This window comes from Achromobacter sp. SLBN-14 (genome assembly GCF_006715415.1).
Classification (GTDB): domain Bacteria; phylum Pseudomonadota; class Gammaproteobacteria; order Burkholderiales; family Burkholderiaceae_B; genus Achromobacter; species Achromobacter mucicolens.
Genome location: NZ_VFNE01000001.1, coordinates 4742506 through 4765177 on the forward strand (window position 1 = coordinate 4742506; position 22672 = coordinate 4765177).

The 22672-nt window shown below is 67.5% G+C and carries 25 protein-coding genes; 13 read left to right on the forward strand and 12 right to left on the reverse strand.

The features are described 5' to 3' along the window. Window positions 1-101: 101 nt before the first annotated feature. From FBY20_RS21720 to FBY20_RS21735, 4 genes are all read left to right on the forward strand, one after another. Window positions 102-527, forward strand: coding sequence for a CopD family protein (locus tag FBY20_RS21720; protein ID WP_223576143.1), 426 nt, complete (start codon window positions 102-104; stop codon window positions 525-527). Between the two features lie 314 nt (window positions 528-841). Then, window positions 842-1603, forward strand: coding sequence for a MetQ/NlpA family ABC transporter substrate-binding protein (locus FBY20_RS21725; RefSeq protein WP_174245485.1), 762 nt, complete (start codon window positions 842-844; stop codon window positions 1601-1603). A 6-nt stretch (window positions 1604-1609) separates the two neighbouring features. After that, window positions 1610-2713: a methionine ABC transporter ATP-binding protein gene (locus FBY20_RS21730; protein ID WP_142054518.1), complete on the forward strand. Its 1104-nt coding sequence runs from the start codon at window positions 1610-1612 to the stop codon at window positions 2711-2713. Next, a complete protein-coding gene (locus FBY20_RS21735) occupies window positions 2694-3350 on the forward strand; it encodes a methionine ABC transporter permease (protein WP_142054520.1) in 657 nt (218 codons plus the stop codon). The genes FBY20_RS21730 and FBY20_RS21735 overlap by 20 nt, the downstream gene beginning before the upstream one ends. Window positions 3351-3383: 33 nt before the next feature. Here FBY20_RS21735 and FBY20_RS21740 read toward each other — a convergent pair whose 3' ends face one another. After that, window positions 3384-4406 carry a hypothetical protein gene (locus tag FBY20_RS21740; RefSeq protein ID WP_142054522.1) on the reverse strand — a complete coding sequence of 341 codons (1023 nt, stop codon included), beginning with the start codon at window positions 4404-4406 and terminating at the stop codon, window positions 3384-3386. 140 nt (window positions 4407-4546) lie between these two features. On the opposite strand from FBY20_RS21740, the gene FBY20_RS21745 reads away from it, so the two are divergent. Next, a complete protein-coding gene (locus FBY20_RS21745) occupies window positions 4547-5737 on the forward strand; it encodes a PLP-dependent aspartate aminotransferase family protein (protein ID WP_142054524.1) in 1191 nt (396 codons plus the stop codon). On the opposite strand, the gene FBY20_RS21750 is transcribed toward FBY20_RS21745, so the two are convergent. Then, window positions 5712-6197: a hypothetical protein gene (locus FBY20_RS21750; protein WP_142054526.1), complete on the reverse strand. Its 486-nt coding sequence runs from the start codon at window positions 6195-6197 to the stop codon at window positions 5712-5714. The two genes, FBY20_RS21745 and FBY20_RS21750, sit on opposite strands and share 26 nt — an antisense overlap. 145 nt (window positions 6198-6342) lie before the next feature. Between FBY20_RS21750 and ppk2 the strand changes: the two genes are divergently transcribed. Further along, window positions 6343-7500 carry a polyphosphate kinase 2 gene (ppk2, locus tag FBY20_RS21755; RefSeq protein ID WP_142054528.1) on the forward strand — a complete coding sequence of 386 codons (1158 nt, stop codon included), beginning with the start codon at window positions 6343-6345 and terminating at the stop codon, window positions 7498-7500. Window positions 7501-7504: 4 nt separating this feature from the next. Here the strand turns inward: ppk2 and FBY20_RS21760 are convergent, their stop codons facing one another. The 5 genes from FBY20_RS21760 to FBY20_RS21780 form a co-directional block, all read right to left on the reverse strand. Then, window positions 7505-7855 (reverse strand): DOPA 4,5-dioxygenase family protein, encoded by a 351-nt coding sequence (locus FBY20_RS21760; protein WP_142054530.1) that lies wholly within the window; start codon window positions 7853-7855, stop codon window positions 7505-7507. A gap of 19 nt (window positions 7856-7874) precedes the next feature. Beyond that, a complete protein-coding gene (locus tag FBY20_RS21765; protein ID WP_142056139.1) occupies window positions 7875-8237 on the reverse strand; it encodes a translation initiation factor Sui1 in 363 nt (120 codons plus the stop codon). After that, complete coding sequence (locus tag FBY20_RS21770) at window positions 8237-8620, reverse strand: RNA-binding S4 domain-containing protein (RefSeq protein ID WP_062839065.1); 384 nt, start codon at window positions 8618-8620, stop codon at window positions 8237-8239. Before FBY20_RS21770 ends, FBY20_RS21765 begins: the two co-directional genes overlap by 1 nt. A gap of 132 nt (window positions 8621-8752) precedes the next feature. Then, entirely contained in the window at window positions 8753-9742 is a 990-nt protein-coding gene (locus tag FBY20_RS21775) for a tripartite tricarboxylate transporter substrate binding protein (RefSeq protein ID WP_056324022.1), read from the reverse strand. Next, complete coding sequence (locus FBY20_RS21780) at window positions 9739-10596, reverse strand: amidohydrolase (protein ID WP_056324025.1); 858 nt, start codon at window positions 10594-10596, stop codon at window positions 9739-9741. The genes FBY20_RS21775 and FBY20_RS21780 overlap by 4 nt, the downstream gene beginning before the upstream one ends. A gap of 111 nt (window positions 10597-10707) precedes the next feature. Here FBY20_RS21780 and FBY20_RS21785 point away from each other — a divergent pair, with 111 nt between their 5' ends. After that, a complete protein-coding gene (locus FBY20_RS21785) occupies window positions 10708-11595 on the forward strand; it encodes a LysR family transcriptional regulator (protein ID WP_142054533.1) in 888 nt (295 codons plus the stop codon). A 137-nt stretch (window positions 11596-11732) separates the two neighbouring features. Then, window positions 11733-13568, forward strand: a complete 1836-nt coding sequence (locus FBY20_RS21790; protein ID WP_142054535.1) for an ABC transporter ATP-binding protein/permease — start codon at window positions 11733-11735, stop codon at window positions 13566-13568. Between the two features lie 10 nt (window positions 13569-13578). On the opposite strand, the gene FBY20_RS21795 is transcribed toward FBY20_RS21790, so the two are convergent. The 5 genes from FBY20_RS21795 to FBY20_RS21815 form a co-directional block, all read right to left on the reverse strand. After that, window positions 13579-14382, reverse strand: coding sequence for an aspartate dehydrogenase (locus FBY20_RS21795; protein ID WP_142054537.1), 804 nt, complete (start codon window positions 14380-14382; stop codon window positions 13579-13581). A 186-nt stretch (window positions 14383-14568) separates the two neighbouring features. Further along, window positions 14569-15516 carry a tripartite tricarboxylate transporter substrate binding protein gene (locus tag FBY20_RS21800; protein WP_142054539.1) on the reverse strand — a complete coding sequence of 316 codons (948 nt, stop codon included), beginning with the start codon at window positions 15514-15516 and terminating at the stop codon, window positions 14569-14571. A gap of 83 nt (window positions 15517-15599) precedes the next feature. Continuing rightward, a complete protein-coding gene (locus FBY20_RS21805; RefSeq protein ID WP_142054541.1) occupies window positions 15600-16868 on the reverse strand; it encodes a carboxylesterase/lipase family protein in 1269 nt (422 codons plus the stop codon). 138 nt (window positions 16869-17006) lie between these two features. After that, a complete protein-coding gene (locus FBY20_RS21810; protein ID WP_056324040.1) occupies window positions 17007-17957 on the reverse strand; it encodes an adenosine deaminase in 951 nt (316 codons plus the stop codon). Between the two features lie 45 nt (window positions 17958-18002). Further along, window positions 18003-18893 carry a LysR family transcriptional regulator gene (locus FBY20_RS21815; protein ID WP_230964910.1) on the reverse strand — a complete coding sequence of 297 codons (891 nt, stop codon included), beginning with the start codon at window positions 18891-18893 and terminating at the stop codon, window positions 18003-18005. Between the two features lie 222 nt (window positions 18894-19115). Here FBY20_RS21815 and FBY20_RS21820 point away from each other — a divergent pair, with 222 nt between their 5' ends. From FBY20_RS21820 to FBY20_RS21840, 5 genes are all read left to right on the forward strand, one after another. After that, the gene (locus FBY20_RS21820) at window positions 19116-19883 is read left to right on the forward strand and encodes a hypothetical protein (protein ID WP_255452438.1); all 768 of its coding nucleotides are present in this window, start codon (window positions 19116-19118) and stop codon (window positions 19881-19883) included. A gap of 39 nt (window positions 19884-19922) precedes the next feature. Next, complete coding sequence (locus FBY20_RS21825) at window positions 19923-20288, forward strand: hypothetical protein (protein ID WP_062839058.1); 366 nt, start codon at window positions 19923-19925, stop codon at window positions 20286-20288. A gap of 94 nt (window positions 20289-20382) precedes the next feature. Beyond that, the gene (locus FBY20_RS21830; protein ID WP_142054543.1) at window positions 20383-21873 is read left to right on the forward strand and encodes a lytic murein transglycosylase; all 1491 of its coding nucleotides are present in this window, start codon (window positions 20383-20385) and stop codon (window positions 21871-21873) included. Between the two features lie 14 nt (window positions 21874-21887). Beyond that, window positions 21888-22433, forward strand: a complete 546-nt coding sequence (locus FBY20_RS21835; RefSeq protein ID WP_142054545.1) for a GNAT family N-acetyltransferase — start codon at window positions 21888-21890, stop codon at window positions 22431-22433. 47 nt (window positions 22434-22480) lie between these two features. Continuing rightward, window positions 22481-22663 (forward strand): oxidoreductase-like domain-containing protein, encoded by a 183-nt coding sequence (locus tag FBY20_RS21840; protein ID WP_056324053.1) that lies wholly within the window; start codon window positions 22481-22483, stop codon window positions 22661-22663. Window positions 22664-22672: the final 9 nt, after the last annotated feature.

Genomic DNA, 22672 nt, shown 5'->3' on the forward strand with positions numbered 1-22672 from the left:
CTTGCCGCCGGCGCATCCACCGCCGGCGCGTTTGCCGTAGCGCAAACACTGCAGGCCAGCGCGCCGCATCGCGCTGGCCGCGAGCGGCGATAATGCCGCCCATGACATACCAACTCCTGAAAATGGCCCATGTGGCGGCCGCCGTGGCGTGGCTGGTGGGCTCGCTCTTCGTGTCGCTTTTTCTCCTGACGTCGCAGCCAGAGCATGGCGACGACGCGCCCAAGGAGCGCCGGATGCTCCACGTCCTGCGCCGCTGGACGCTGTTCGTCACCACGCCGGCCATGGTCATCACCTGGTTGATCGGACTGCACCTGGCCATGACGTTCGGCTGGTTTGCGATGAACTGGATCTGGATCAAGGTCGCCTTCGCGATCAGCCTGTCCGGTTTGCTCGGCATGCAGAGCGCATCGCTGCGGCGCATGGCCGGCGGCAGCGGCAAGCGGCCGCCCCTGATCGACCTGCAGGCGCCGTTCATCGTGCTGGCGGCAGCGGCCATCGTGACGCTGGTCGTGGTCAAACCGTTCTGAACGGGCACACCTGACCGCCAGTCCCGCGCATGGCGGGGGCGCCATGCCTGCACTGCGATATGACAACGCGCCATATCGAATCAACCGCGTAATAACGACTCAACGAACAAGTCGTTCGCGCGCACAAGCCCCGTCCCTAGAATCGTCTCCTCTCATAACTGCACTGGTTCAGAGGCGATTCCATCATGACTATTCGTACTTTTGCGGCCGAGGCCGCGGCGGACGCGTCCGTTTCCGGCGGCGCGCAGCCCGCGCGTTTCGCATGGGCTCCGATCTTCAAGCGCTTGCTGGGTGCGGTGCTGGCGTCCGCCGCCATGTTTCACGGCCCCGCCTTCTCGGCCGACCCCAAGCCGCTCAAAGTGGGCGTGCGCGGGGGCGTTGACGAGCAGATCTGGGAAGTGGTGGCGCAGGTGGCCAAGAAAAATGGCCTGGCCGTCGAGCCCGTCGTCATCACCGGCACCGCCAGCCCGAACGAGGCGCTGAATAACGGCGATCTCGAGGCGAACGCCTTCCAGCACATTCCCTTCCTGAACGACCAGATCAAGCAGCGCGGCTACAAGCTGGTGCCGGTGGCCAACACGCTGATCTCGCCCATCGCGTTCTACAGCAAGAAGTACAAGTCGCTCAAGGACTTGCCGGACGGCGCGAAGGTGGGCATTCCCAACGATCCCAGCAATCAGACGCGCGCGCTGGTCATCCTGCGCGACCAGGGTCTCATCACGCTGAAAGACGGCTTTGATCCGGCGACCGGGACAGCCACGCTGGCCGACGTGACGTCCAATCCCAAGAAGCTCGACTTCGTGGAAAGCGCATCGGTGGTGCTGGCGCGATCGCTGCCGGACGTGGACACCGCCGCCATCGTCAACAGCTTTGCGTACCAGGCCGGGCTGATCGCCACGCGCGACGGCATTGCAGTCGAGAAGAAGGAAAACAACCCGTACGTGAACATCATCGTGGTGCGCGAGAAGGACAAGGACGCGCCGTGGGTACCCGAGCTGGTCAAGGCGTATCACTCCGAAGCAGTGCGCCAGTTCATCCTGACGAAGTTCGAAGGGTCGGTGATCCCGGTCTTCTAGGCAATCATGCAACGCGAACTTTCCCTGCCCCAGGACGCCATGCGCGCCACGCAAGCGCCGGCGCGCGACGCGCACATCGTGTTCGAGGGCCTGCAGAAGCAGTACCAAGGCCCCGCGGGCGCGGTTGCGGCGCTATCTGACGTGTCGTTTTCGATTGCGCGCGGCGAGGTATTCGGCATCATCGGCCGCAGCGGGGCGGGCAAGTCCACGTTGCTTCGGTCGATCAACATGCTGGAACGGCCCAGCGCGGGCCGCGTGTGCGTGGACGGGGTGGACGTGGGCAGCCTGGACGAGGATGCGCTCGTGGGCCTGCGCCGCCGCATCGGCATGATCTTCCAGCACTTCAATCTGCTGTCGGCCAAGACGGTGGCCGAAAACGTCGCGCTGCCGCTGCGCGTGGCGGGCGTGAAGCCGGCTGCCGCGCGGGCGCGGGTGGAGGCGCTGCTTGAGATGGTGGGCCTGCGGGACAAGGCCGATGTTTACCCGTCAAAGCTGTCCGGCGGACAGAAGCAGCGCGTGGGCATTGCGCGCGCGCTGGTCCACGAGCCCGAGATCCTGCTGTGCGACGAGGCGACGTCCGCGCTCGACCCCGAGACCACGCAATCCATCCTGGCGCTCCTTTTGGACATCAACCGCAAGCTGGGCCTGACTGTCGTGCTGATCACGCATGACATGGCCGTGATCCGCGAGGTCTGCCACAACGTGCTGGTGCTGGATGGCGGCCGCAAGGTCGAGCTGGGTGAGGTGTGGCGCGTGTTCGGCAACCCGCAGGCGGATGCCACGCGCGCGCTGCTGCGGCCGTTGCAGCACGATCTGCCGGCGGACCTGGCGGCACGGCTGGTGCCCGATCTGCACGGGCGTCCTGGCGTTGCGGTGCTGCTGTTGCGCTTTACCGGCCAGGGCAGGCCCGACGGCGTGTCGCTGCAGGCGCTGGCTGCGATGGGGCCGGGCGCGACGCTGCTGCACGGCGGACTGGACAGGCTGCGCGGCCACGCGCAAGGCAGCCTGCTGGTGTCGGTGCCCGCAGGCGCATTACAGGAAGAGGCCGCGCGCGCCGCGCTGGTGGCCGATCAGATCAAGGTACTTGGCTATGTCGCTACCGATGCTTGATAAATACCTGCAGGCATTTCTGCAGACGCTGACGATGGTGAGCATTTCCGCGGCCATCGCCATAGGCGCCGGCCTGGCGCTCGCGGTGGTGCTGACCGTCACCGCGCCGGGCAGTCTGTACCCGCGTCCGCGCTTGAACAAGGCGTTGTCGGTCACGGTGAATACTCTCCGCGCTATCCCCTTCATCATCCTGCTTGTCGCGATGCTGCCCTTCACGCGCTTCCTGGTAGGCACGACGCTGGGCACGTGGGCGGCCATCGTGCCGCTGTCGGCGAACCTGATTCCGTTCTTTGCGCGCATTGCGCAGGTCAGCCTGAACGACGTGGACCACGGCCTTGTCGAGGCGGCGCGCGCCATGGGCTGCCGCCGGTGGCACATCGTGCGCCATGTGCTGCTCCCGGAAGCCTTGCCGGGCATCATCGGCGGCATGACGGTCAGCGTGATCGCCATGATCAACGCCTCTGCCATGGCGGGCGCCGTTGGCGCGGGCGGGTTGGGGGATCTGGCGATCCGCTACGGCTACGAACGCTACGAGACGCGGGTGATGTTCGAGGTGATCGTCATCCTGATCGCGCTGGTGTCGATCGTGCAATTTACCGGCGAGTGGCTGTCGCGCCGCGCCGACCACAAGCGCTAGCGCATGCGTGCCCTGATTGAAGGCTTATCCGGCTCAGCGCAGCGGCGCCTGCGGCATGGCCGCCAGGGATTGCGTCGCCAGCCGTTCCTGCTCGAGGGCCAGCCGGTTGACGGTGTCCTGGTGCTGGTGAAAGCGCGTCAGGTCGGCGTTGCGGCCGAACTTCAATTCGTTGCGGTCCGCGTACCAGAACTGGCGGTTGTCATCGAGCAGCGTGATCATCAGCCCGAACTCGTGCAGGATTTGCGTTTCCAGGTCCCAGACGCGCCGCAGTTTCTCATTGCTTGCCGCCCGCGAGTCCGTCAGCGCCTGCAGGATCTTTGCCTTTTCAGGTTCGGAGATGGTCAGCGAGCGCACCAGCTCGGGCATTTCGTCCAGCACGTCCAGGCTTTGCTGGCGGTAGGCGGGCACCAGCTTTTCGGCCTGTTCCAGAATCAGGCGGCTTTCGATCAGGCCCGAGTCGCGCGCCAGCCGGCCGGCGTCAAAGAGCCGGGGCAGGCCGATTTCCTTGAGTTCCTGCAGGTAGGCGCGATGCTGCGCAAGCCGTTCGCCGGCGACGGTTTTCATGGCCCGTTCCATTTCGCCGTACGGACCCGTGGCCTTGGGCGAGGGGTCGATGGCCGGCACGTCTTCGGGCACGCCGGAGCCGCCGCCGGCCTGCATGCGCAGCGCGTCGATGGCCTTGCGGATTTCGGTGTTGGCGATGTCGCGCTGGCGGTTGTCGTGGCTGCGTTCGGCAAGCGGCACGGCCACGGCGGCCAGCAGGAACACCCCCGCGCCCAGCATGATGCGCACGCGGTTGCGCGGCGTGCGAAAGCGTTTCCAGAGGGAAAAGACGCCCAGGACGACGAGCAGCAGGGCGCCCAGGAGCATGGCGCCGCCGAAGGCCAGTTGCGCAACCTCCAGCATCGTTTCCGGACGGCTGCTGTAGACGGTCCACGCCAGCATCGCGGAATAGACCAGACAGGTGGCGGCCTTCAGGAGCCAGCCGGGTTCGGGCGGAGCCGTGGCCAGAGCGGCCGGGCCGGCAGCCGTGGCGGGCGCTTGCGGGTCGTTCATGTGGCGCGCGAAAACGGGGATACGGCGTTTGACTGTAAAGACTCGCTTGGGCCCCGTCAATGCCGCGGGCCGGCGGCGGGAACCGATTTCAGGGCAGGCGCGATGCGCGTCTGCATCCACCGATGACAGGAGTGAATGACATGACCGACCACCCGCAACAAGGTTTTGCGACCCGCGCCATCCACCTGGGCTACGACCCGCTGGACGAACAGGGCGCGCTGTCGCCGCCGCTGTACCTGACGTCCACCTACACGCAGGACAGCATCGAGGCCTTTGACCGGATCCGGCTTGGCGAAGCCCAAGGCTATGTCTACGGCCGCACGCGCAATCCCACGCAGGCGCTGCTGGAAGAACGCCTGGCGTCGCTGGAAGGCGCCGAGGCCGGTGTGGTGACGGCCTCGGGCATGGCGGCCATCTCGGCCACCCTGTTTTCGCTGTTGCAAAGCGGCGACGAGATCGTGGTCGACCAGATTGTCTACGGCACGGCCTTCACGCTGTTCACGCAGGGGCTGGCCCGCTTTGGCGTGCGGGCCGTGTTCGCGGACTTCACCGAGCCCCAGACGGTGGCCGCCGCCATCGGCCCCAAGACCCGGGCCGTGTACTTCGAGACCCCCGCCAATCCCAACCTGCGGCTGGTGGACATTGCGGCCATCTCCGCCATCGCGCGCGGCAAGGGCCTGCTGACGATCGTCGACAACACCTTCGCCACGCCGGTGCTGCAGCGGCCGCTCGAGCACGGCGCGGACGTCGTGCTGCATTCGGCCACCAAGTATCTGGGCGGGCACGGCGACCTGCTGGCGGGCGCGGTGCTGGGACGCAAGCCGCATATCGACGCCATCCGGTTGCAGGGGTTGCGCTACTTCACGGGCGCGACGCTGTCGCCGTTCACGGCCTTTCTGGTGCTGCGCGGGATCAAGACGCTGGAGCTGCGCGTGCAGCGGCACAGCGAATCCGCGTTGAAGGTGGCCAAGCTGCTTCGCGAGCACCCGGCAGTGGCGGATGTGTTCTATCCGGGCCTGTCCGGCACGGCGGGCGCGGACATCGCGGCGCGCCAGCAGGCGGCGGGTGGCGGACTGGTGGCCTTCGAGCTGAAGGGCGGGTTGTCCGCCGGCAAGGCGCTCCTGAACAGCCTGAAACTGGCGCGCATTGCGGTCAGCCTGGGCGATCCCGAGACCCTGATCCAGCATCCGGCGTCGATGACCCACGCCAGCTATTCGGCCGAGGACCGCGAGCGCTACGGTTTGTCCGAAGGATTGCTGCGGCTGTCCGTGGGGCTGGAAACGCCCGAAGACATTCTGGCGGACCTCAAGCAGGGCCTGGATCGCGTGTAGCGGCGGGCAGGTCGGCAGAGGCGGCGTCCGTGCGCCGCCAGGCCACCCACTCGCCTTCGCCCTCGAAATGGCGCAGGCCCCGCGCGGCGGTCGCCAGGCCCGCGCGCAACACGTCCATGTCCAGGCCGGGCAGGTTGCGGAGCAGGGCGGGGGGCAACTGATTGATGTCCAGCACGCGCGCGTCGAAGTCCATTCGCATCAGCCCGCCGCCGTCGGTGGGCACGCGGACGAACCACAGGCTTTCCATGTAGTCGCCGAACCACGGGTCCGGATAAATCGCCTGCGTGAACACGAACCCGAATTCATGAATATCGCGCCAGGGCCAGAATTCCTGCAGGCCCATCGCTCGGGCCAGTTCGCCCGAGCGCGTCAGCCCGGCGTCATCAAAGCGCACGATTCCCTGCAAGGGGTCTTCGGCTGCCGGGGGGCCGGCGAACCATCGCTTGATGAATGACCACATGGGTGTCGCGATCAAAGGGCACAGGGAGGTGCAGTGTAAAGGGGCCGGGGTAGTGTAAAAATGTTACAACCTTTGATCCCGATCAATTTCGCGCACCCTGGCGCAAGCTAGGGTTGAAGTTTTTGGCGCAGCAAGGACAGGACGAATGACCGACAAGATATCGCAGGCTCCCGATCAAGACGAAGCCGCCCCGGCGGCGCCGGTCAAGCGCCCCGCCGCGGCCAGGGGCGCGGCCAAGCGCACGGCGAATGCCCGCCCGGCGGCCGCATCTGCCACGGGGGCCGCCATCGAGCCCGCCGTCGAACTGAGCAAGCGCGTGACGGCGCGGCAGGATGCGGCGCGGCAGGAGACCGCGGCGGTGCTGGCCGATATCGCCGGCCGCTACCAGGTGGGCGAACCGGGCGAGGCGCGCGCGGCCCTGCGAACCGTCATCGATGCGCTGTCGGCCGATGATGCGCAGGCCGTGCACCGCGCGCTCCTTGACGCCAACCGGCAGCCGCCGGGGGCGCGCCGCAACCCCGACGAAGAGCTGGCCGGAGATTGGCGCGAGGGCGTCTATCCCTACCGCCACCGCATGCTGCGCCGCAATTACGAAAGGCAGAAGTACAAGCTGCAGGTCGAACTGCTGAAGCTGCAGGCGTGGGTCAAGGCGACCGGCCAGCGCGTCGTGATCCTGTTCGAAGGGCGCGATGCGGCAGGCAAGGGCGGCACCATCAAGCGCATGATGGAACACCTGAATCCGCGGGGCGCGCGCGTGGTCGCCCTGGAAAAGCCGTCCGACACCGAGAAGGGCCAGTGGTACTTCCAGCGCTACGTGCAGCACCTGCCCACCGCGGGCGAGATCGTCATGTTCGATCGGTCCTGGTACAACCGCGCCGGCGTCGAGCGCGTGATGGGATTCTGCTCGCAGGACGAATACCTGGCGTTTCTGCGCCAGACGCCCGATTTCGAGCGCCACCTCGTCAGCAGCGGCATCACGCTGATCAAGCTGTGGTTTTCGGTCAGCCAGGAAGAACAGCGCCGCCGTTTCCAGCAGCGCAAGGTGCATCCGCTCAAGCAGTGGAAGCTGAGCCCGGTGGACCTGGCGTCGCTGGACAAGTGGGACGATTACACGCGCGCCAAGGAAGCCATGTTTGCGCACACCGACACCGCCGATGCGCCGTGGATCGTGGTCAAGTCCGACTGCAAGAAGCGCGCGCGCCTGAACGCCATGCGCTATGTGCTGAGCCGCCTGCCTTACGAGGGCAAGAGCGACGACGCGCAGATGGCGATCGATTCGCTGATCGTGGGTCGCGCGCTGTAGGGGATCAGCCGCCCAGCGCAGCCAGGTTCAACACGTGGCTGCGCCCGATCCACACCGCGCAGTCGCGGTGGTCGCGCAGCGAATTGCCGGTGTTCGGATGCATGAACACATCCAGCGCGCCGTGGTTCAGTGTCAGCCAGGTGGCGATCTCGGCCAGATGCTGCGGGCCGAACGCGATCTGGTAGCTCCATTGCGGATGCGGGCCCACGGGGCGCTCATGGAAGCGCCCCATTTCCATCTTGCCGTCGAACGTCGCGACGATCCGTTCGCGCAGGGCGAACGCGGCATCGCGGGTTGCCGCGTCGAAGTACACATGGGCGTGCCAGCTCGCGACGTCCGTCACGGGAATTTCCATCGTTCTGTCCTGATCCGGTTCAACCGCCCGCGCGCTTGGCGCGGTGGCCTTGTTTCGTGAGCGCGTCGATGATGCGGTCGCAGTGGTCGCCCTGCACCTCGATCACGCCGTCCTTGACGGTGCCGCCCGAACCGCACGCGGTCCGCAGCTGCTTGCCCAACGCGGCCAGGGCGTCGGGCGCCAGCGCCAGTCCGCGCACCAGCGTCACACTCTTGCCGCCGCGGCCCTTGGTCTCGCGGGATACCCGCGCCACGCCATCGCCCGCCGGGGCCGTGCGGCTGGCCGCCTGGCATTGGCATTGCGCCACAGGCTGGCGGCATTGCGGGCACATGCGCCCGGACTCGGTGGAATAGACCAGGCCGCCCGAGCCGCCGCGCTTCATCAAGACTTGCCCCGCATCTGGTCGATGAGACGCCGATCGCGCTTGGTGGGGCGTCCCGCGTCGATGCCCAGCGCCGGTTCCGGCGCAAGACGCCGCATTTCGGCGGCGCGCTCGCGGGCGGCCACGCTCTCGGGCGTTTCTTCATACAGCAGGCGCGCCACCGGCGCGGGGCCTCGCACGCCGCTCACGGCCACGACGCGCACCTGCAGCGCGGGGTCTTCCTTGCGCACCGCGACGACGTCGCCGGCGCCGACTTCGCGCGCGGGTTTGGCCGGCTGTCCGTTCACGAAGACGCGGCCCTTGCCGATTTCCTGCGAGGCCAGGCTGCGCGTCTTGTAGAAGCGCGCGGCCCACAGCCATTTGTCGAGTCGGATCTTGTCCATCCAGCGGGTTCCTGCGGTAAAGCTGTCCAAGGCGTCATGATAGCCCCGCCCGCGCGGCAAAAAAAAACGGCGCCCAGCATGAGCGCCGCAAACCGGCTACGCGGTGTCCGGGCCCAGCAGGCCCGGCAGTACTCAATCCAGTTTCAGGCCCGCTTCCTTGACGACGCGCTGCCACTTTTCGATCTCGGCGCGGCGGAACGTGTCCAGTTCGGCAGGCGTGGAGCCGATGGGTTCGGCGCCGATGCCGGCAAGCTGTTCGGCGATCGCGGGATCCTTCAGCACCTTGGCCAGCGCCTGCGACACCTGTTCGACGATGGCGGGCGGCGTGCCGGCGGGGGCGAACACGGCGTTCCATTCGTAGGTTTCGTAACCCGGCACGCCCGATTCGGCGATGGTGGGCAGGTCGGGCGCGGTCTTCGAACGCTCCAGACCGCCGACGGCGACGGCGCGCAGCTTGCCGTTCTTCACGTGCTGCCAGGCAGAACCCATGCTGGCGAACATGACGGGCACCTGGCCCGACATCACGTCGATCATGGCCGGGCCGCCGCCCTTGTACGCGACGTGCTGCAACTGGGTCTTGGCCAGCAGGTTGAACAGCTCGCCCGCCAGGTGCTGGGCCGAACCGGGACCGGCCGAGGCAAAGTACACCGGCTCCTTGGCATCGGGCTGGCCCAGTTTGATGAGGTCGGCGACCGACTTCACTTCGTACGACGGCGTCACGACCAGCACGTTGGGCACGCGCAGCAGCAGCGACACCGGCGCGAAGGCCGACAGCGTGTCGAACTGCATCTTGCTGTGCAGCGCGGGGTTCTGCGCGTGATTGGAGGCGTCCAGCATCAGCGTGTAGCCGTCGGGATTGGCCTTGGCGACAACGGCGCCACCGATCATGCCGCCCGCGCCGCCGCGGTTTTCAATGACCACGGGCTGGCCCAGTTCGGCCGCGAGCTTCGGGCCGATCAGGCGGGCGACCACGTCCACGGTGCCGCCGGGCGGATAGGTCACCACCAGTGTGACCGCGCGCTCGGGGTAGGCGGCGTGCGCGGCGCCGGCGGCGCCAGCCAGCAGGCCGGCGGCGGCGAACAGCGCGCTACGCTGCGCCAGGCGTTTGATGAGAGGGGTCATGGAGTGTCTCCTTTGAATTGGAATAGCTGCAACGGCGTGTCGGCAAGCACGGCCCGCCGTTGCGCGGGGTCGTCGATCCAGGCGTCCAGCCACTGCGTTGCCGCGGCATAGGACGCCAGGTGGCGATGTTCGGTATGGGGCCAGTCGCTGCCCCACATCAGGCGTTCGGGGGTGTAGGCGTCCAGCAGTTGCTGCGTGGCCAGCCGGCCGGAGGCCGCGCAGGCGGCAGCGGCCCAGTTGCGGTAGGGCGCGGCCAGCTTCACCCACACGCGGCCGCTGTCCGCCTGGCGCAGCAGGTACTGGAAGCCGGCGTCGGAAACACCGAGCGCGGGATCCGGGCGGCCAAAATGATCCACCACGATCCGGCAGCCCGCAGCCAGCAATGCCGGCATCACGCCGTCCAGGCGCGCAGCCTGCACATGAACTTCCACATGCCACCCCAGCGCATTCACGCGGGCAAGCAACGACTGCCAGGCGGGCGTCTGCAATGCGGGGCTGTCCAGCCCGACAAGGTTCAGGCGGATGCCGACCACGCCCGCGCCAGCCAGGTCTTGCAATTCAGTGTCAGTGATGTCCAGCGCCACCACGGCCACGCCGCGCAACCGGTCGGGCGCCGCGCGCAGCGCTTGAACCAGATGGCTGTTGTCCGTGCCCAGGAAGCTGGGCTGCACCAGCACGCCGTGGCGCATGCCGTGCGCATCCAGCAAGCCCAGATACTCGGCCAGCGTGGCATCGTAGTCCGGCGTGTGGCGGCGCGTGTCGGCAAGGGCGAGGCCTTGGTGAAACACGTGGGCGTGGGTGTCGACGGCGGCGCCTGGAATCGGCGAGGGCAAAGCAGTCTCCTGATTCGGCATGGCGTTCGCGGAACGGCACTGCCGGTATGTAATGTTCTGTAAATCGGGATTCTAGGAAGTCGATGTATAGTTTTCCATTGTGGAAAAGCGCTTTTTATATATTGAATCAATATGGAAACCCGGCACCTTCGGTACTTCCTGGCGGTGGTGGACCACGGCAGCGTCAGCCGCGCCTCGGACTGGCTGGGCATTGCTCAGCCTGCGTTGAGCCAGGCGCTGACGCGCATGGAAAAAGACCTGGGCGTGCGGCTGTTCGAACGGTCGCGTCAGGGCACGACGCCTACCCCCGCCGCGCAGGCCATCCTGGAAGACGTACGCGCCAGCGTGGCGCGCATCGACGCCGCGGCGCGCCGTGCGCGCGAGATCGGGCGCGGCAGCGCTGGGCAACTGACGGTCGGTCTGGTGTCCTCCGCGCTCTTTGACACGTTGCCGCGCGCGCTGCGCCAGATGCGCCAGCAGGCGCCGGGCGTGCGCATTATCCTGCGGGAAATGAGCAACGCCGAACAGGCCGAGGCCTTGCAGACGGGCGAGATCGATATCGGCCTGATGCATACACCCGTTGCGGTGGGCGGCCGCATGCGCGAGCGCCAGTTGCTACGGGACCGGCTGGTGGCCGCCGTGCCCGACGAGTTCGAGGTGCCGCCCGACGGTCAGGTGTCGATGGCGCAGATCGCGCAGGCCGGTCTGGTCATGTACCCGCAGTCACAGTTGCCGGCATTTTATGCGGACATCCTGGATGCCATGCGCAAGGGGGGACACGACGCGCACGTCAACCAGGAGGCCAGCCGCACGTTGACGGTGCTGTCGTGCGTAGCGGGCGGCTGCGGCGTGGCCTTGCTGCCCAGCTGGATACGGGCGATGGATTTTCGCGGCGTGCGCTTTTGCGAGGTGCGCGATGGCGAGCGCCTGCCCAGTTTCGACCTGAGCGCGATCTGGCCCGCGCGCAGCGTGCCGACGCTGGCGGACCTGTTCGCCAACCTGGACCTCGGTCCAACTTGATGAAATCGCCTCTCGGCTTTCAACGCGCCTTCAATCTCCTTGGAGGTCGCTTAAGCCAGGCTTAAAGCGGCAGTTTTGCCGGAACTGCGCCGGATCCGGACGTCTAACCAGGAACGTCATTGCGAGGTTCCGGGCTCATGGATCTGAATTGGCAGCAGCAACTTGCAGAAAGCGCCCTGTGGCTTGCGCGCGCGTTCGGCATCTCCGCCGTCGCGCTGGCGGTGGTTACGCTGATCCTGACGCGCACCACGGTCTGGGGCAGGAAGTTCTGGCGGCTGGCTTGGCCGTACCTGACGCCTCGCCGTAGTTGGCGCCCGATGCTCACCCTGGCCTTGCTGCTGTTCCTGGCGATGTTCGCGGTGCGCATGACCGTGCTGTTTTCGTTCTGGTACAACGGCTTCTACAGTGCCTTGCAGGCGCTGGACCAGTCGGTCTTCTGGCACTTCCTGGGGATTTTCGCGGTGCTGGCCACCGTGCATGTGGTGCGCAGCCTGGTCGACAGCTACGTGGGCCAGGCTTTCGACATTCATTGGCGCGTGTGGTTGAACGAACGGCTGACGCGCGACTGGCTGGGCGCGGGCGCCTACTACCGCGGTCACTTCCTGGCGGAACCCGTCGACAACCCCGACCAACGCATCGAACAGGACATCGCGCAATTCGTGACAGGGTCGCGCACGCTGGCGATCGGCGCGATCAGCGCGATCGTGTCGCTGGTGGCCTTCACGGCGATCCTGTGGGGGTTGTCGGGCCCGCTGACGCTGGGCGGCGTGGAGATTCCGCGCGCCATGGTGTTCGTGGTTTATCTGTACGTCATCGTCGCGACGTGGCTGGCCTTCAAGATCGGCCGCCCGCTCATCAAGCTGAACTTCCTGTCCGAGCGCCTGACGGCCAACTTCCGTTATGCGCTGGTCCGACTGCGCGAGAACGCCGAGAACGTTGCGTTCTATCAGGGCGAGGAAGTGGAGCGGGCGACGCTGTGGACGCGCTTCACGTCCTATATCGCCAATCTGTGGGCGCGCGTGTACCGGGGCCTGAAGTTCGACGGCTTCAACCTGTCGGTCAGCCAGATCGCGGTCGTGTTTCCGTTCATCCTGCAGGCGCCGCGCTTTTTCAGCGGGGCGATCAAGCTGGGCGATGTCATGCAGACCTCGCAGGCTTTCGGGCAGGTGCAGGAATCGCTGTCGTTCTTTCGCAGTTCCTACGACACGTTCGCCCAGTACCGCGCGACGCTGGATCGTCTGAATGGATTCCTGGATGCCAACGAGGCCGCGCGTGCGCTGCCGCAGGTACAGACCCAGACGCTGCCCGATGGCCTGGAGATCGAGGGCCTGAATGTGTCGCGCCCGGATGGCGCCTGTCTGCTGGACAACCTGAATCTGCGCCTGCATCCCGGACAAGCCCTGCTGATCAAGGGGCCGTCGGGCAGCGGCAAGACCACCTTGCTGCGCGCGTTGGCCGGTCTGTGGCCGTACGCCCACGGCGTGGTGCGGCGGCCGCAGGGCGCGTCCGCGCTGTTCCTGTCGCAGCGTCCATATCTGCCGCTGGGCGAGCTGCGCGGCGCGGTGGCGTATCCGGGGCTGGCGCAACCGGCCGGCGACGCGCGGCTGGCCGATGCGTTGCGGCAGGTCAACCTGGGGCATCTGGCCGGCCGGCTCGATGAGGTGCACGACTGGTCTCGCGTGCTGTCGTTGGGCGAGCAGCAGCGCATTGCGTTTGCCCGCGTGCTGTACAACCGGCCCGCGCTGGTGTTTCTGGACGAGGCCACGTCGGCCACGGACGAAGGGCTGGAGCACATGCTGTACAGCCTGCTGCGCGAGGCGCTGCCGGACGGCATGCTGGTCAGCGTGGGCCATCGCAGCACGCTGGATGCGTTCCATACCCAACGGCTGGATCTGGACGGAACGGGCCGCTGGCAGGTCGGGCCCATGCCGGCGCCGCGCCACGGCGACGCGTTGCGGCGGGCGGCGGCTTAAAGGAGGGGCCTCAGGTGCCGACGCGCAGCGGTCCGGTCAGCTTGCGCAGTGCGGCGACCACGCTTTGCGCGGTGATGCGTCCGGTCTTGGGATTGGCCGACGGGATGTTCTGGATTTCCATCGAGAACGAGGCGGAGTCGGACACGACCTCGACGCGGTGCAGGTTGCGATCGAGCGAGGGATCGGCCCAGATTTCCAGCGTTGTGCGATCCGGGCCGATGCCCGCCAGCGACACGCTGACGGCCACGTTGAGGTTGGCCGGAAAGCCCACGGCGGCCTCGCGCGGCGAGCCGCGGAAGATGAGGCGAGGCTCGGTGATGCCTTCGATGTCGATGTTGTTGTCGGTCAGGTAGGGCGCGCCCAGCAGGCCGCGCACCGGCTTGCGGGTGATCATCGTGACGGAATGGATGACGCCTTCGGCAGCGGCGGTGATGGCGTCCAGCCCCAGAATGGCGCCCGACGGCACGATGACCTGGCCGCCGTGCTGGCGCGCGATGTCGATGAGGTCTTCGTGGCGCAGCAGGGCGCCCGAACTGAGCACCACCATCTTCTTGCCGGCGCGCAATACAGGTTCGGCGATGTTGCGGAACACGGCCGCGGGCGCGCATTCCACGACAACGTCGCAATGGTCGGCAAGGCCGTCGATGGTGGTGAAGGCAGGCGCGCCGTCTTTCCACGAGAAGGCGGGCGGGGAGCTGGGATCGCGCACGGCGACCGCGGCGAGCGTCAGGCCGGGCAGGCCGGCATCGAGGGATTGCGCCACGGCCTGGCCGATGGCGCCGAAGCCGGCGATGCCGACGCGGTAGCTGTTCATGGGTATCCGAAAAAGTTGGACCCGCGGCAGGACCGCGGGCGGTTCGGGAATGCGGCAGGCAGCGCGCCGCAAGGCTGCCGGCCACTGTAGCCACCGGCTGGCGACGCGTCAATGCGGGATGCCCGCAAGGCCGCGCAACCACGCCGGCCCCGCGCCCCAAGCAAGCCGCCGGGGGTTTTGCCCGCGCTATTGCAGCTTGATCCCCAGCTCCTTGATGAGCGGTCCCATGTCGGCGCGGTCGGCCTGGATTGTCGCGGCCAGTTCGTCGGGCGTGCTGCCGATGGGGATCATGCCCAGGGTCTCCATCTGGGCCTGCATGGCGGGATCCTTCAGGATGTCGCTGACCGCCTTCTGGATCTGCGCGACACGGTCCTTCGGAATGCCGGCCGGCCCCATCAGGCCGATCCACGGCTGCGGCGCGTAGTCCAGGCCGGACTCCTTCAGTGTGGGCGTGTCCGGCAGACCGCCGAAGCGTTGCGGGCTGGTGATCGCCAGCGCCCGCAACCGTCCGCTGTCGATCAGCCCCTTCGAACTGGACGGTGCGTCCAGGCCCACGTCCAGCTGTCCGCCGATCAGGTCGTTCTGGGTCTTGCCGGACGATGACGAGGGAACGTACAGCGCCTTGATGCCCGCGCGCCGCGCCGTCTGTTCCCAGACCAGGTGGAATGCGGTGCCGATCGAGAACGATCCCACGCTCAGGCTGCGCGCGCGGCTTTCGCGCACGAAGTCTTCCCAGGTTGTGAGCGGGCTGTCCTTGGGCACGATGAAGATGAACGGCGTGCGCGCCACCAGCGAAATGGGCTGCAGGTCCTTTTGCGTGTCGAACGGCAGGCTATCGACGGCAAACGGCACGATGGTCACCGACGAGGCGACCACCATGCCCAACGTGTAGCCGTCGGGAGCGGATTTGACCAGCGCGCCGGTGCTGATGATGCCCGACGCGCCCGGCTTGTTCTCCACGACGACGGGCTGGCCCCAGGCCGCGCCCAGCTTGCTCGCCAGGACGCGCAGCATGACGTCGACCGGACCGCCCGGCGGATTGGAAACGATGATCTTGACCGGTTTTTCGGGATAGGCGGCGGTGGCGGAAAGCGGCAGCGCGAGCGCCAGCGCAAGAAGGCATTGCTTGAACATGGAATTCCCCTTGTGTTGTTGGTGTGCAAGGCGCGGGGGGCAAGCCCGGCGTCAGATGCGGCATGGCGGGTGGCGTGGCGGGCTCAGGCCAGGATCTGCATGTGCGGCGCTTGCGGCCAGGCCGGCGCATCGCCCCGGATGAAGGCCAGCCAGGCGGTCTGCGTCTGGCGCGCAAGCTGCTCTGCATGCGCGGCAGGCAGACCGGCCAGCATGGGCGCCCCGGTAAAGGCTTGCAGGGTGTCGAACACGAAAGGCAGCTCGATGCAATGGCACGCGCCAAAGCGGTCCGTCGGTGCGACGTCAAAGCGCGCCAGCCAGGCGTCGCGGCCTTGCGCGGCGGCGTGCCCGGCCCACTGCCGCGATGGCGCGCCGAACACGGCGTCGCCCATCTGCTGGCTGGCAGCGTCCGTGCCGTGGTCTGGAAAGGCGGCCATCTCGTCACGCGTGTAGCAGACCAGCACGTCCGCACGGCCCGCGGCGGTCATCAGCGCGGGGGCCATGTCCAGCGGCAGCACCTGGCCATCGAGCACCGGCGAAAACAGGCTGCGGCTGCTGCCTTCGGCCTGCAACGCCTGCGCCACCTCGGGCGCCTGTTGGGCAGCCAGCAGCGCGGACACCGGCAATTTCCGGGCCTCGGAAAGCGATTCGGCCCCGGCCGCACGCAGATAGACCTGTCCCAAGGCTTCACCCTGCGCCGCGCTGCGAAAGCCGCGGCCCAGCGCGGCGCTCTGCAGGATGGCGCGCGAGAAGCGCGGCTGGCGCGTCAGCATCGCGCAGATCGACGAGGCGCCGGCCGACTGCCCCATCACCGTGACGCGCTCGGGGTCGCCGCCCAGGTCTTCGATATTGGCCAGCACCCAGTCGATCGCCATCTCCTGGTCCAGCAGCCCGGCATTGGCCGTCTGCCCCGGCACGTACAGCCAGCCAAGCGCGGCCAACCGGTAGTTGACGGCCACGACGACCACGTCGCCCCGTTGCGCCAGGCGCGAGCCGTCGTACCAGTCCAGCGCGCCGCCGCCGCTTTGCCAGGCGCCGCCGTGCAGCCAGACCACGACGGGTCGGCGCTTGCCGTCCGCGGCCGGGGTCCACACCGTCAGGTGCAGGCAGTCTTCGGATTGTTCGGCATCGAAGTCGCCCATGGCGCCGCGCAGGCGCGAGGGCAATTGCGGCGCCACGGCGCCCGTTCCCGTGGCGTCGAATTCACCCCGCCAGCTGGCCGGCTGCGGCGGCGCAAATCGCAGTTCGCCCACGGGCGCCTGCGCATAGCGAATGGCGCCGAAGCGGCACACGCCGCCGTCGCGCACGCCGGCAAGCGTGCCGCTGCGCAGCGCCGCCTTTACGCGTTCACTCATATCCTGCCCCTTGTCTCGTTGTTCATCGTCCAGCGGCGGCAAGCGTTGCTGCCGCCGGACTATGGTAGGGAGGAAAGTGCCGCGCCGGGCATGCCGGTTTTGAACAGAGCCATGCGCAACCCGCATGGCTGGAAGGCGTTACCTGGCGATGCGCGCGTCCAGGCTGTTGTCCGCCAGGGCCTGCGCCTGCTCGCGCGTCATGCCCAGGTGCTCGTAGAGCGCGTGGAAGTTCTCGTTGACATAGCCGCCGAAGTAGGCCGGATCGTCGGAGTTGACGGTGACCTTCACGCCGGCATCAAGCAGCGACAGGATGTTGTGCTCGCGCATGTGGCCGAACACGCGCAGCCGGGTGTTGGACAGCGGACAGACGGTCAACGGAATCTGCTCGTCGATCAGGCGGGCGATCAGTTCGGGATCCTCGGCCGCGCGCACGCCGTGGTCGATGCGCAGCACCTTGAGCAGATCCAGCGCTTCCCAGATGTATTCGGGCGGACCTTCCTCGCCCGCATGCGCGACGGCGGGCAGGCCTTCGGCGCGCGCGCGGTCGAACACGCGTTGAAAGAGGCGCGGCGGAAAGCCTTGCTCGCTGCTGTCCAGGCCCACGGCGATGAACGCATCGCGGTAGGGCAGCGCCTGCTCCAGCGTGCGCATGGCCTGTTCTTCGGGCAGGTGGCGCAGGAAGCTCAGGATCAGGCCGCTGGTCACGCCCAACTGCTTCTCGCCGTCGGCCAGCGCCTGGCTGATGCCGTTCAGCACGGTCTCGAAGGGCACGCCGCGGTCGGTGTGCGTCTGCGGATCGAAGAAGGGTTCCGTGTGCACCACGTTCTGCTCGCGGCATTTGAGCAGGTACGCCCAGGTCAGGTCGTAGAAGTCCTGCTCGGTGCGCAGCACGTCCGCGCCGCGGTAATAGAGATCCAGGAATTCCTGGAGGTTGTTGTAGTCGTAGGCGCCACGCAGGGCGTCGATGTCGGGCCAGGGCAGCGCCACGCCGTTGCGTTGCGCCAGCTTGAACAGCAGCTCGGGTTCAAGCGTGCCCTCAAGATGCAGGTGCAATTCCGCCTTGGGCAATGCGTTGAGCCATTCGTACATGGGTGCTCCGGTATGAAAAAGGGGCGTGTTCGGGGGGCGCGCGGCTCAGGCGGCCAGCGCAATGCCATCGGCCAGAATGGTGCGTTCGAGCTGGGCCGCGAAGGCGCGCGCCTGACGGGTGCTGGGACGGTCGCGGCGCCAGATGGCGGCAAGCGGAGACTTGCGCAAGGCGGGGCGGGCGGGCAGCACGGTGAGTTCGCCGCGCGCCTGCCGGACGGCCGCAACGCTGCCGGGCAGCATCCACAGATACTGACCGTCCAGCAGCAATTCGCGGCCGAATTCCAGCGACAGGACGCCGATCATATCCGGAATCGCCAAACCGGCCTGGCGCAGGGACAATTCCAGCTCGCCGCGGATGCGGCTGCCAGGCAGCGCAGTGATCCACGGATACGCGACATAATCGGCCAGCGTGGCCCCCGGCAGACGGGTCAGCGGATGATGCGGCGCGCAGGCCAGCACCACGGCGTCCTCAAGCAACGTGGTCGAACGGTAGATCTGCGGATTGACGGTGCTGGAGAAACGGCTGATCAGCACGTCCAGCGCGCCGGCGTCCAGGTCCTCGATCAGCCGTTCGTGCGTGCCGATCTCGATGGTGAGCGTGATGCGCGGGTGCGCCTCGCGGTAGTCGCGCGCAGCCTGCGCCACCGGCCAGCCCGCAAACATCGAAAAGCAGCCCACCGTCAGGCTGCCTTCCTCGCCGCGCGAAACGGCGGCCAGGTCGACCTCGGCCTTGCGAAAGCCCGTCAGCAACTGGCGCGCGTGGCGGCACATGGCGTCGCCCAGCGGCGTGCAGGTGGTGCCCTTTGCGGTGCGCTCGAAGAGCCGCGCGCCCACCAGTTCCTCGATCTCGGCGATGGCGCGCGACAGGCCCGATTGCGTGCTGTGCAATTGGGCCGCCGCCTTGGACAGGTTGCCCAATTCTGAGACGGTCAGCACGATTTCCAGGTGCCGGATGCGGAGTTTGCCTCGGAACGGTGTCATGGCGCGGGGAAGCGGAAGCGATTTGCCGATTATTCTCCCGCGCTGGCCGCTTGGCAACGCGCGGAGGGATCCGGGATATAGTTCGACGCTTGGCCGCGTGGGGGCGGCGAATGGCGGCCGCGCTGCGCGCGCGGGGGTCTGCAACAGCTTCGGCTTGCAACGGGAGAAGCGGAATTGATGTTGAAAAGACGCGGCGGCAAGTGCAGCGGCCAGTGCGTAGGGCTATGCGCCGGCAACGGCAGCCGCCCCTGCGGCGGCAGGCGCACGGCGATGATTGCCGCGGTCACGCTGCTGACCGCGGCGCTGGCCGGTTGCAGCGTGTCACGCGTCGACGACGTGGCCGTCAAATGGCCGCCCTTCAAGCAAGGCACGCCGGTCGTGCTGCCGTCGGATCCAGCGCAATGCCCCGACCTGGCCGGCGTCTATCGCGCGCAGGGTGAACGGCGCGCCGGCGATGCCGATGCGTTCCTGCTCGAGGACCTGCGCGGCTTTCTGACGTATCCGTTGGATCTGCCGGGCATGCGCGATGCCCCCTTGCCGGCATGGAAACCGTCGCCCCGCGCAACCGTCTCGTTCGTCCCGGATGCTCTCGGATGGCAGATAGAGGCGCGCGATGAGCACGGCGCGCGCCAGGTGTCGCAGCTTGTCCTGCAAGAGGAAGGCGCCGATACGGCAGCCGTGGGCGAACCCCCGCATCCCGGCAATGCCATCTGGCGGGCTGCCGGATGCACGCAAGGCCGGCTGTGGGTCAGCGTGCGCCATGACTGGCGCCAGCATGAGTCCATGGGCGTGCGGCGTCACGTGGCCATCCTGCGCAAGGACGCGGGCGGACTGCTGCTGACGGTGGCGCGAGAGTCCGACAGCATCGGCATGCTGCTGCCCTGGTACACCAACGACGGCGATTTGTTCCAATACTGGTTTGCGCCCGCCACCGATCATCCCTGAAGTCCGCGGGCGCAAGCCTGCCCATTTTTTGAGAGAAACATGACCGCTAAACGGATCGTCACCTGGACCTTTTTCTTCGCGCTGTTCGTTGTACTCGTGGCGCTGTTCTGGCGTCAGCTCTTCGATCAGACCCCGCCGTCGATGCGCGAACTGGGTGGCACCATCGAGGGCGGCAACGCCCACATCTATGGCGAATCGCCGCGCCAGGACGGCATGGCCGACCGGGCGATGCTGGCTGCTGCCCAGCGTGGCGATCCCGGCGCCCAATACCTGCAGGGCCTCGTCATGGAACATTTCGACATGAAAGAGGCGCTGCGCTGGTACGAGGCCGCCGCGGCTCAAGGGTATGAAATGGCCGCGCAACGCCTGGCGCAGTTGCGTGAGGCGCCGCCCGCCCCGCAATGATCGGCCGGTGTCCGCTGGCAGGGCAGGGGCCGCGTTCGATTTCGGCCGCTGGTCGCGGTACGATCCCGGCTGACCTCGATTTTTCAGGAAAGCCATGCGCCAGAGTTTCTCCCGTCCTCGAATCGACAGCTTTTCGCGCGTGCTGCTGGCCGCGGCCCTGACCGCCGCTGCCGCCGGCGCCGCGCAGGCGCAGTCGCCCGGATCTGCCACCGGATCGCGCATCCAGACGCCCGCGCCCGAACAGCAGCAACCCGCGCTCAAACCCAAGCGCAGCTTTGACGATACGCCCGCGCCGGCTGCCCATGCCGCGCCAGCCACTGCGCCCGCTACTGCGCCGGCGGCAGCTCCTGCTGCTTCCGCCGCGCCCGCCGCCCCGACGGTCATCGTCCCCACAGAACTCGACACCAAGGCCTGCATCGACAAGCTGCGCAAGGGCGCCACGGCCAACGGCCTGACCGTTGCCGACTGGAACAAGTACACGGCCAACGCCACGCTGCTGCCCACCACCGTTGCGTCGGCCAAGGGCCAGCCCGAGGGCCGCGAAAGCTGGTGGGACTACATCGCCAAGACGGTCGACGACGAGCGCGTGCAGGACGGCAAGGCCGTGCTCGGCAAGTACGGCGCGCAGCTGGGCGCCATCAGCCAGCAGTATCAGGTCGATCCCGCGACGCTGGTCGCCATCTTCGGCATCGAAACCAACTATGGCCGCCAGGTCGGCAAGACCGACGTGCTCAACGCCTGGCTGACGCGCGCCTGCACCGAAAACAAGACGCTCTGGGAAAAGAACGCCTACGCGTCCGTGCGCCTCTTGCGCGACGGCGTCGTGCCCGCCGACAAGTTTGTCGGGTCGTGGAGCGGCGCGTTCGGCATGACGCAATTCATCCCCACGTCGTTCTACGAACTGGCCGCCGACGGCGATGGCGACGGCCGCATCGACCTCTACAACTCGCTGCCCGACGCGCTGGCTTCGACCGCCAACCACCTGCGCAAGCGCCGCGCGCAATGGACGCATGGTCTGCCCGCCGTCGTGGAAGTGCGCGTGCCGGCCGAGCTGGCCGCTGCGATTCCCGCCGAGCCCGACGCCGAGTACGTGGGGTCGCAGGATCGCCGCACGATCGCCCAGTGGGCGCAGGCCGGCGTCAAGCAGGGCGACGGCTCGGTGCTGAAGCTGCCTTCGGGCAATGACCAGCAGGCGTACCTTTTCGCGCCGACCGGCGCACGCGGCCCGGTGTTCCTGGCCACCGTGAATTTCGACGCCATCCTGCACTACAACCAGTCGCGCCGTTACGGCTTGGCGGTGTCGCTGCTGCTGAACCGCCTGCAAGGCGGTCCGGCGCTGGTCACGGCGTGGCCGACCGACGACCCTGGCCTGTCGCGTGCGCAGATCAAGGAGCTGCAGAAGCAGCTGTACGGTCGCGGTCATGACATCGGCGTGGCCGACGGCATCCCCGGCGGAAAGACCCGAGACGCCGTGCGCGAGGAGCAGGCGCGCCTGAACCTGCCGCAGGACGGCCGCGTGGGCAAGCGCATCCTGGATGCGCTCAAGGCCGATCAACCGGCCGCCATGCGGGCTTATCCGGAGTAACGAGCGAGCCTGCCATGCCGTCCACCGAATTTCCCGACGATTTCCAGACCCTGCGTCTTTACGCGCGCCGCATGTCGCAGGCGCATCTGCCGTTCATGATCGAGATGCACGCCAATGCCGACCTGATGCAGTCGATGGGCGGAACGCGCGACGCGGCGGCCAGCCGAAGCTACGTGGCGCAGAACATCGTCCACTGGACCGAACATGGCTACGGCATGTATGTGCTGCAGGACCGGGAGACGGGCCTGCCCGCTGGCCGTGCCGGGCTGAAGGCGACGGCGTCGCCCGGCCGGGCCAGCGTGGAGCTTGCCTATGCGCTGCATCCCGACTGTTGGGGCAAGGGCTTTGCAGCGGAGATTTCCCGCGCGTTGATCGGGCTGGGGTTTCGCCTGCTGCCGGTGGACGTGCTGGGCGCCGTGGCGATGCGCTCAAACCTGGCGTCGCAGCGCGTCATGGAAAAGACGGGGCTGCGTTACGTCGGCATGACGGGCGACGCGCCGGAACCCAAAGTCTGCTACGAAATCCGCCGCGCGGATTGGCGCAAGCGCGAAGGCGTGTGAACGCCCGCGCCGCGCCGGCGCATGACGCGCAGCGCTAACATGGCGCCATGAGCAAGAAGAAATCCCCGGACGACGATCCGCCGCCCGTTCCGCCTGAACGCCCCGAGCCCGGCGAATGCTGCAACAGCGGTTGCATTCCCTGCGTCTACGACCTCTATGACGAGGCCATGGACCGCTATCGCGAGGCCTTGAAAGCGTGGCGCGCCCGGCACGAAGCGGGCGGCGCCTGAACGCGTTGC

What these genes read in the sequence shown, in the direction of transcription:
- FBY20_RS21745 (WP_142054524.1), top strand. Translation starts at nt 4,547, where the DNA reads ATGACCGACCACCCGCAACAAGGTTTTGCGACCCGCGCCATCCACCTG.
- FBY20_RS21735 (WP_142054520.1), top strand. Translation starts at nt 2,694, where the DNA reads ATGTCGCTACCGATGCTTGATAAATACCTGCAGGCATTTCTGCAGACG.
- FBY20_RS21810 (WP_056324040.1), bottom strand. Translation starts at nt 17,957, where the DNA reads ATGTACGAATGGCTCAACGCATTGCCCAAGGCGGAATTGCACCTGCAT.
- FBY20_RS21795 (WP_142054537.1), bottom strand. Translation starts at nt 14,382, where the DNA reads ATGAACAGCTACCGCGTCGGCATCGCCGGCTTCGGCGCCATCGGCCAG.
- FBY20_RS21770 (WP_062839065.1), bottom strand. Translation starts at nt 8,620, where the DNA reads ATGGACAAGATCCGACTCGACAAATGGCTGTGGGCCGCGCGCTTCTAC.
- FBY20_RS21780 (WP_056324025.1), bottom strand. Translation starts at nt 10,596, where the DNA reads ATGCCGAATCAGGAGACTGCTTTGCCCTCGCCGATTCCAGGCGCCGCC.
- FBY20_RS21785 (WP_142054533.1), top strand. Translation starts at nt 10,708, where the DNA reads ATGGAAACCCGGCACCTTCGGTACTTCCTGGCGGTGGTGGACCACGGC.
- FBY20_RS21830 (WP_142054543.1), top strand. Translation starts at nt 20,383, where the DNA reads ATGCGCCAGAGTTTCTCCCGTCCTCGAATCGACAGCTTTTCGCGCGTG.
- FBY20_RS21820 (WP_255452438.1), top strand. Translation starts at nt 19,116, where the DNA reads ATGTTGAAAAGACGCGGCGGCAAGTGCAGCGGCCAGTGCGTAGGGCTA.
- FBY20_RS21760 (WP_142054530.1), bottom strand. Translation starts at nt 7,855, where the DNA reads ATGGAAATTCCCGTGACGGACGTCGCGAGCTGGCACGCCCATGTGTAC.
- FBY20_RS21765 (WP_142056139.1), bottom strand. Translation starts at nt 8,237, where the DNA reads ATGAAGCGCGGCGGCTCGGGCGGCCTGGTCTATTCCACCGAGTCCGGG.
- FBY20_RS21825 (WP_062839058.1), top strand. Translation starts at nt 19,923, where the DNA reads ATGACCGCTAAACGGATCGTCACCTGGACCTTTTTCTTCGCGCTGTTC.
- FBY20_RS21790 (WP_142054535.1), top strand. Translation starts at nt 11,733, where the DNA reads ATGGATCTGAATTGGCAGCAGCAACTTGCAGAAAGCGCCCTGTGGCTT.
- FBY20_RS21775 (WP_056324022.1), bottom strand. Translation starts at nt 9,742, where the DNA reads ATGACCCCTCTCATCAAACGCCTGGCGCAGCGTAGCGCGCTGTTCGCC.
- FBY20_RS21805 (WP_142054541.1), bottom strand. Translation starts at nt 16,868, where the DNA reads ATGAGTGAACGCGTAAAGGCGGCGCTGCGCAGCGGCACGCTTGCCGGC.
- FBY20_RS21730 (WP_142054518.1), top strand. Translation starts at nt 1,610, where the DNA reads ATGCAACGCGAACTTTCCCTGCCCCAGGACGCCATGCGCGCCACGCAA.
- FBY20_RS21720 (WP_223576143.1), top strand. Translation starts at nt 102, where the DNA reads ATGACATACCAACTCCTGAAAATGGCCCATGTGGCGGCCGCCGTGGCG.
- ppk2 (WP_142054528.1), top strand. Translation starts at nt 6,343, where the DNA reads ATGACCGACAAGATATCGCAGGCTCCCGATCAAGACGAAGCCGCCCCG.
- FBY20_RS21725 (WP_174245485.1), top strand. Translation starts at nt 842, where the DNA reads ATGTTTCACGGCCCCGCCTTCTCGGCCGACCCCAAGCCGCTCAAAGTG.
- FBY20_RS21740 (WP_142054522.1), bottom strand. Translation starts at nt 4,406, where the DNA reads ATGAACGACCCGCAAGCGCCCGCCACGGCTGCCGGCCCGGCCGCTCTG.
- FBY20_RS21800 (WP_142054539.1), bottom strand. Translation starts at nt 15,516, where the DNA reads ATGTTCAAGCAATGCCTTCTTGCGCTGGCGCTCGCGCTGCCGCTTTCC.
- FBY20_RS21750 (WP_142054526.1), bottom strand. Translation starts at nt 6,197, where the DNA reads ATGTGGTCATTCATCAAGCGATGGTTCGCCGGCCCCCCGGCAGCCGAA.
- FBY20_RS21835 (WP_142054545.1), top strand. Translation starts at nt 21,888, where the DNA reads ATGCCGTCCACCGAATTTCCCGACGATTTCCAGACCCTGCGTCTTTAC.
- FBY20_RS21840 (WP_056324053.1), top strand. Translation starts at nt 22,481, where the DNA reads ATGAGCAAGAAGAAATCCCCGGACGACGATCCGCCGCCCGTTCCGCCT.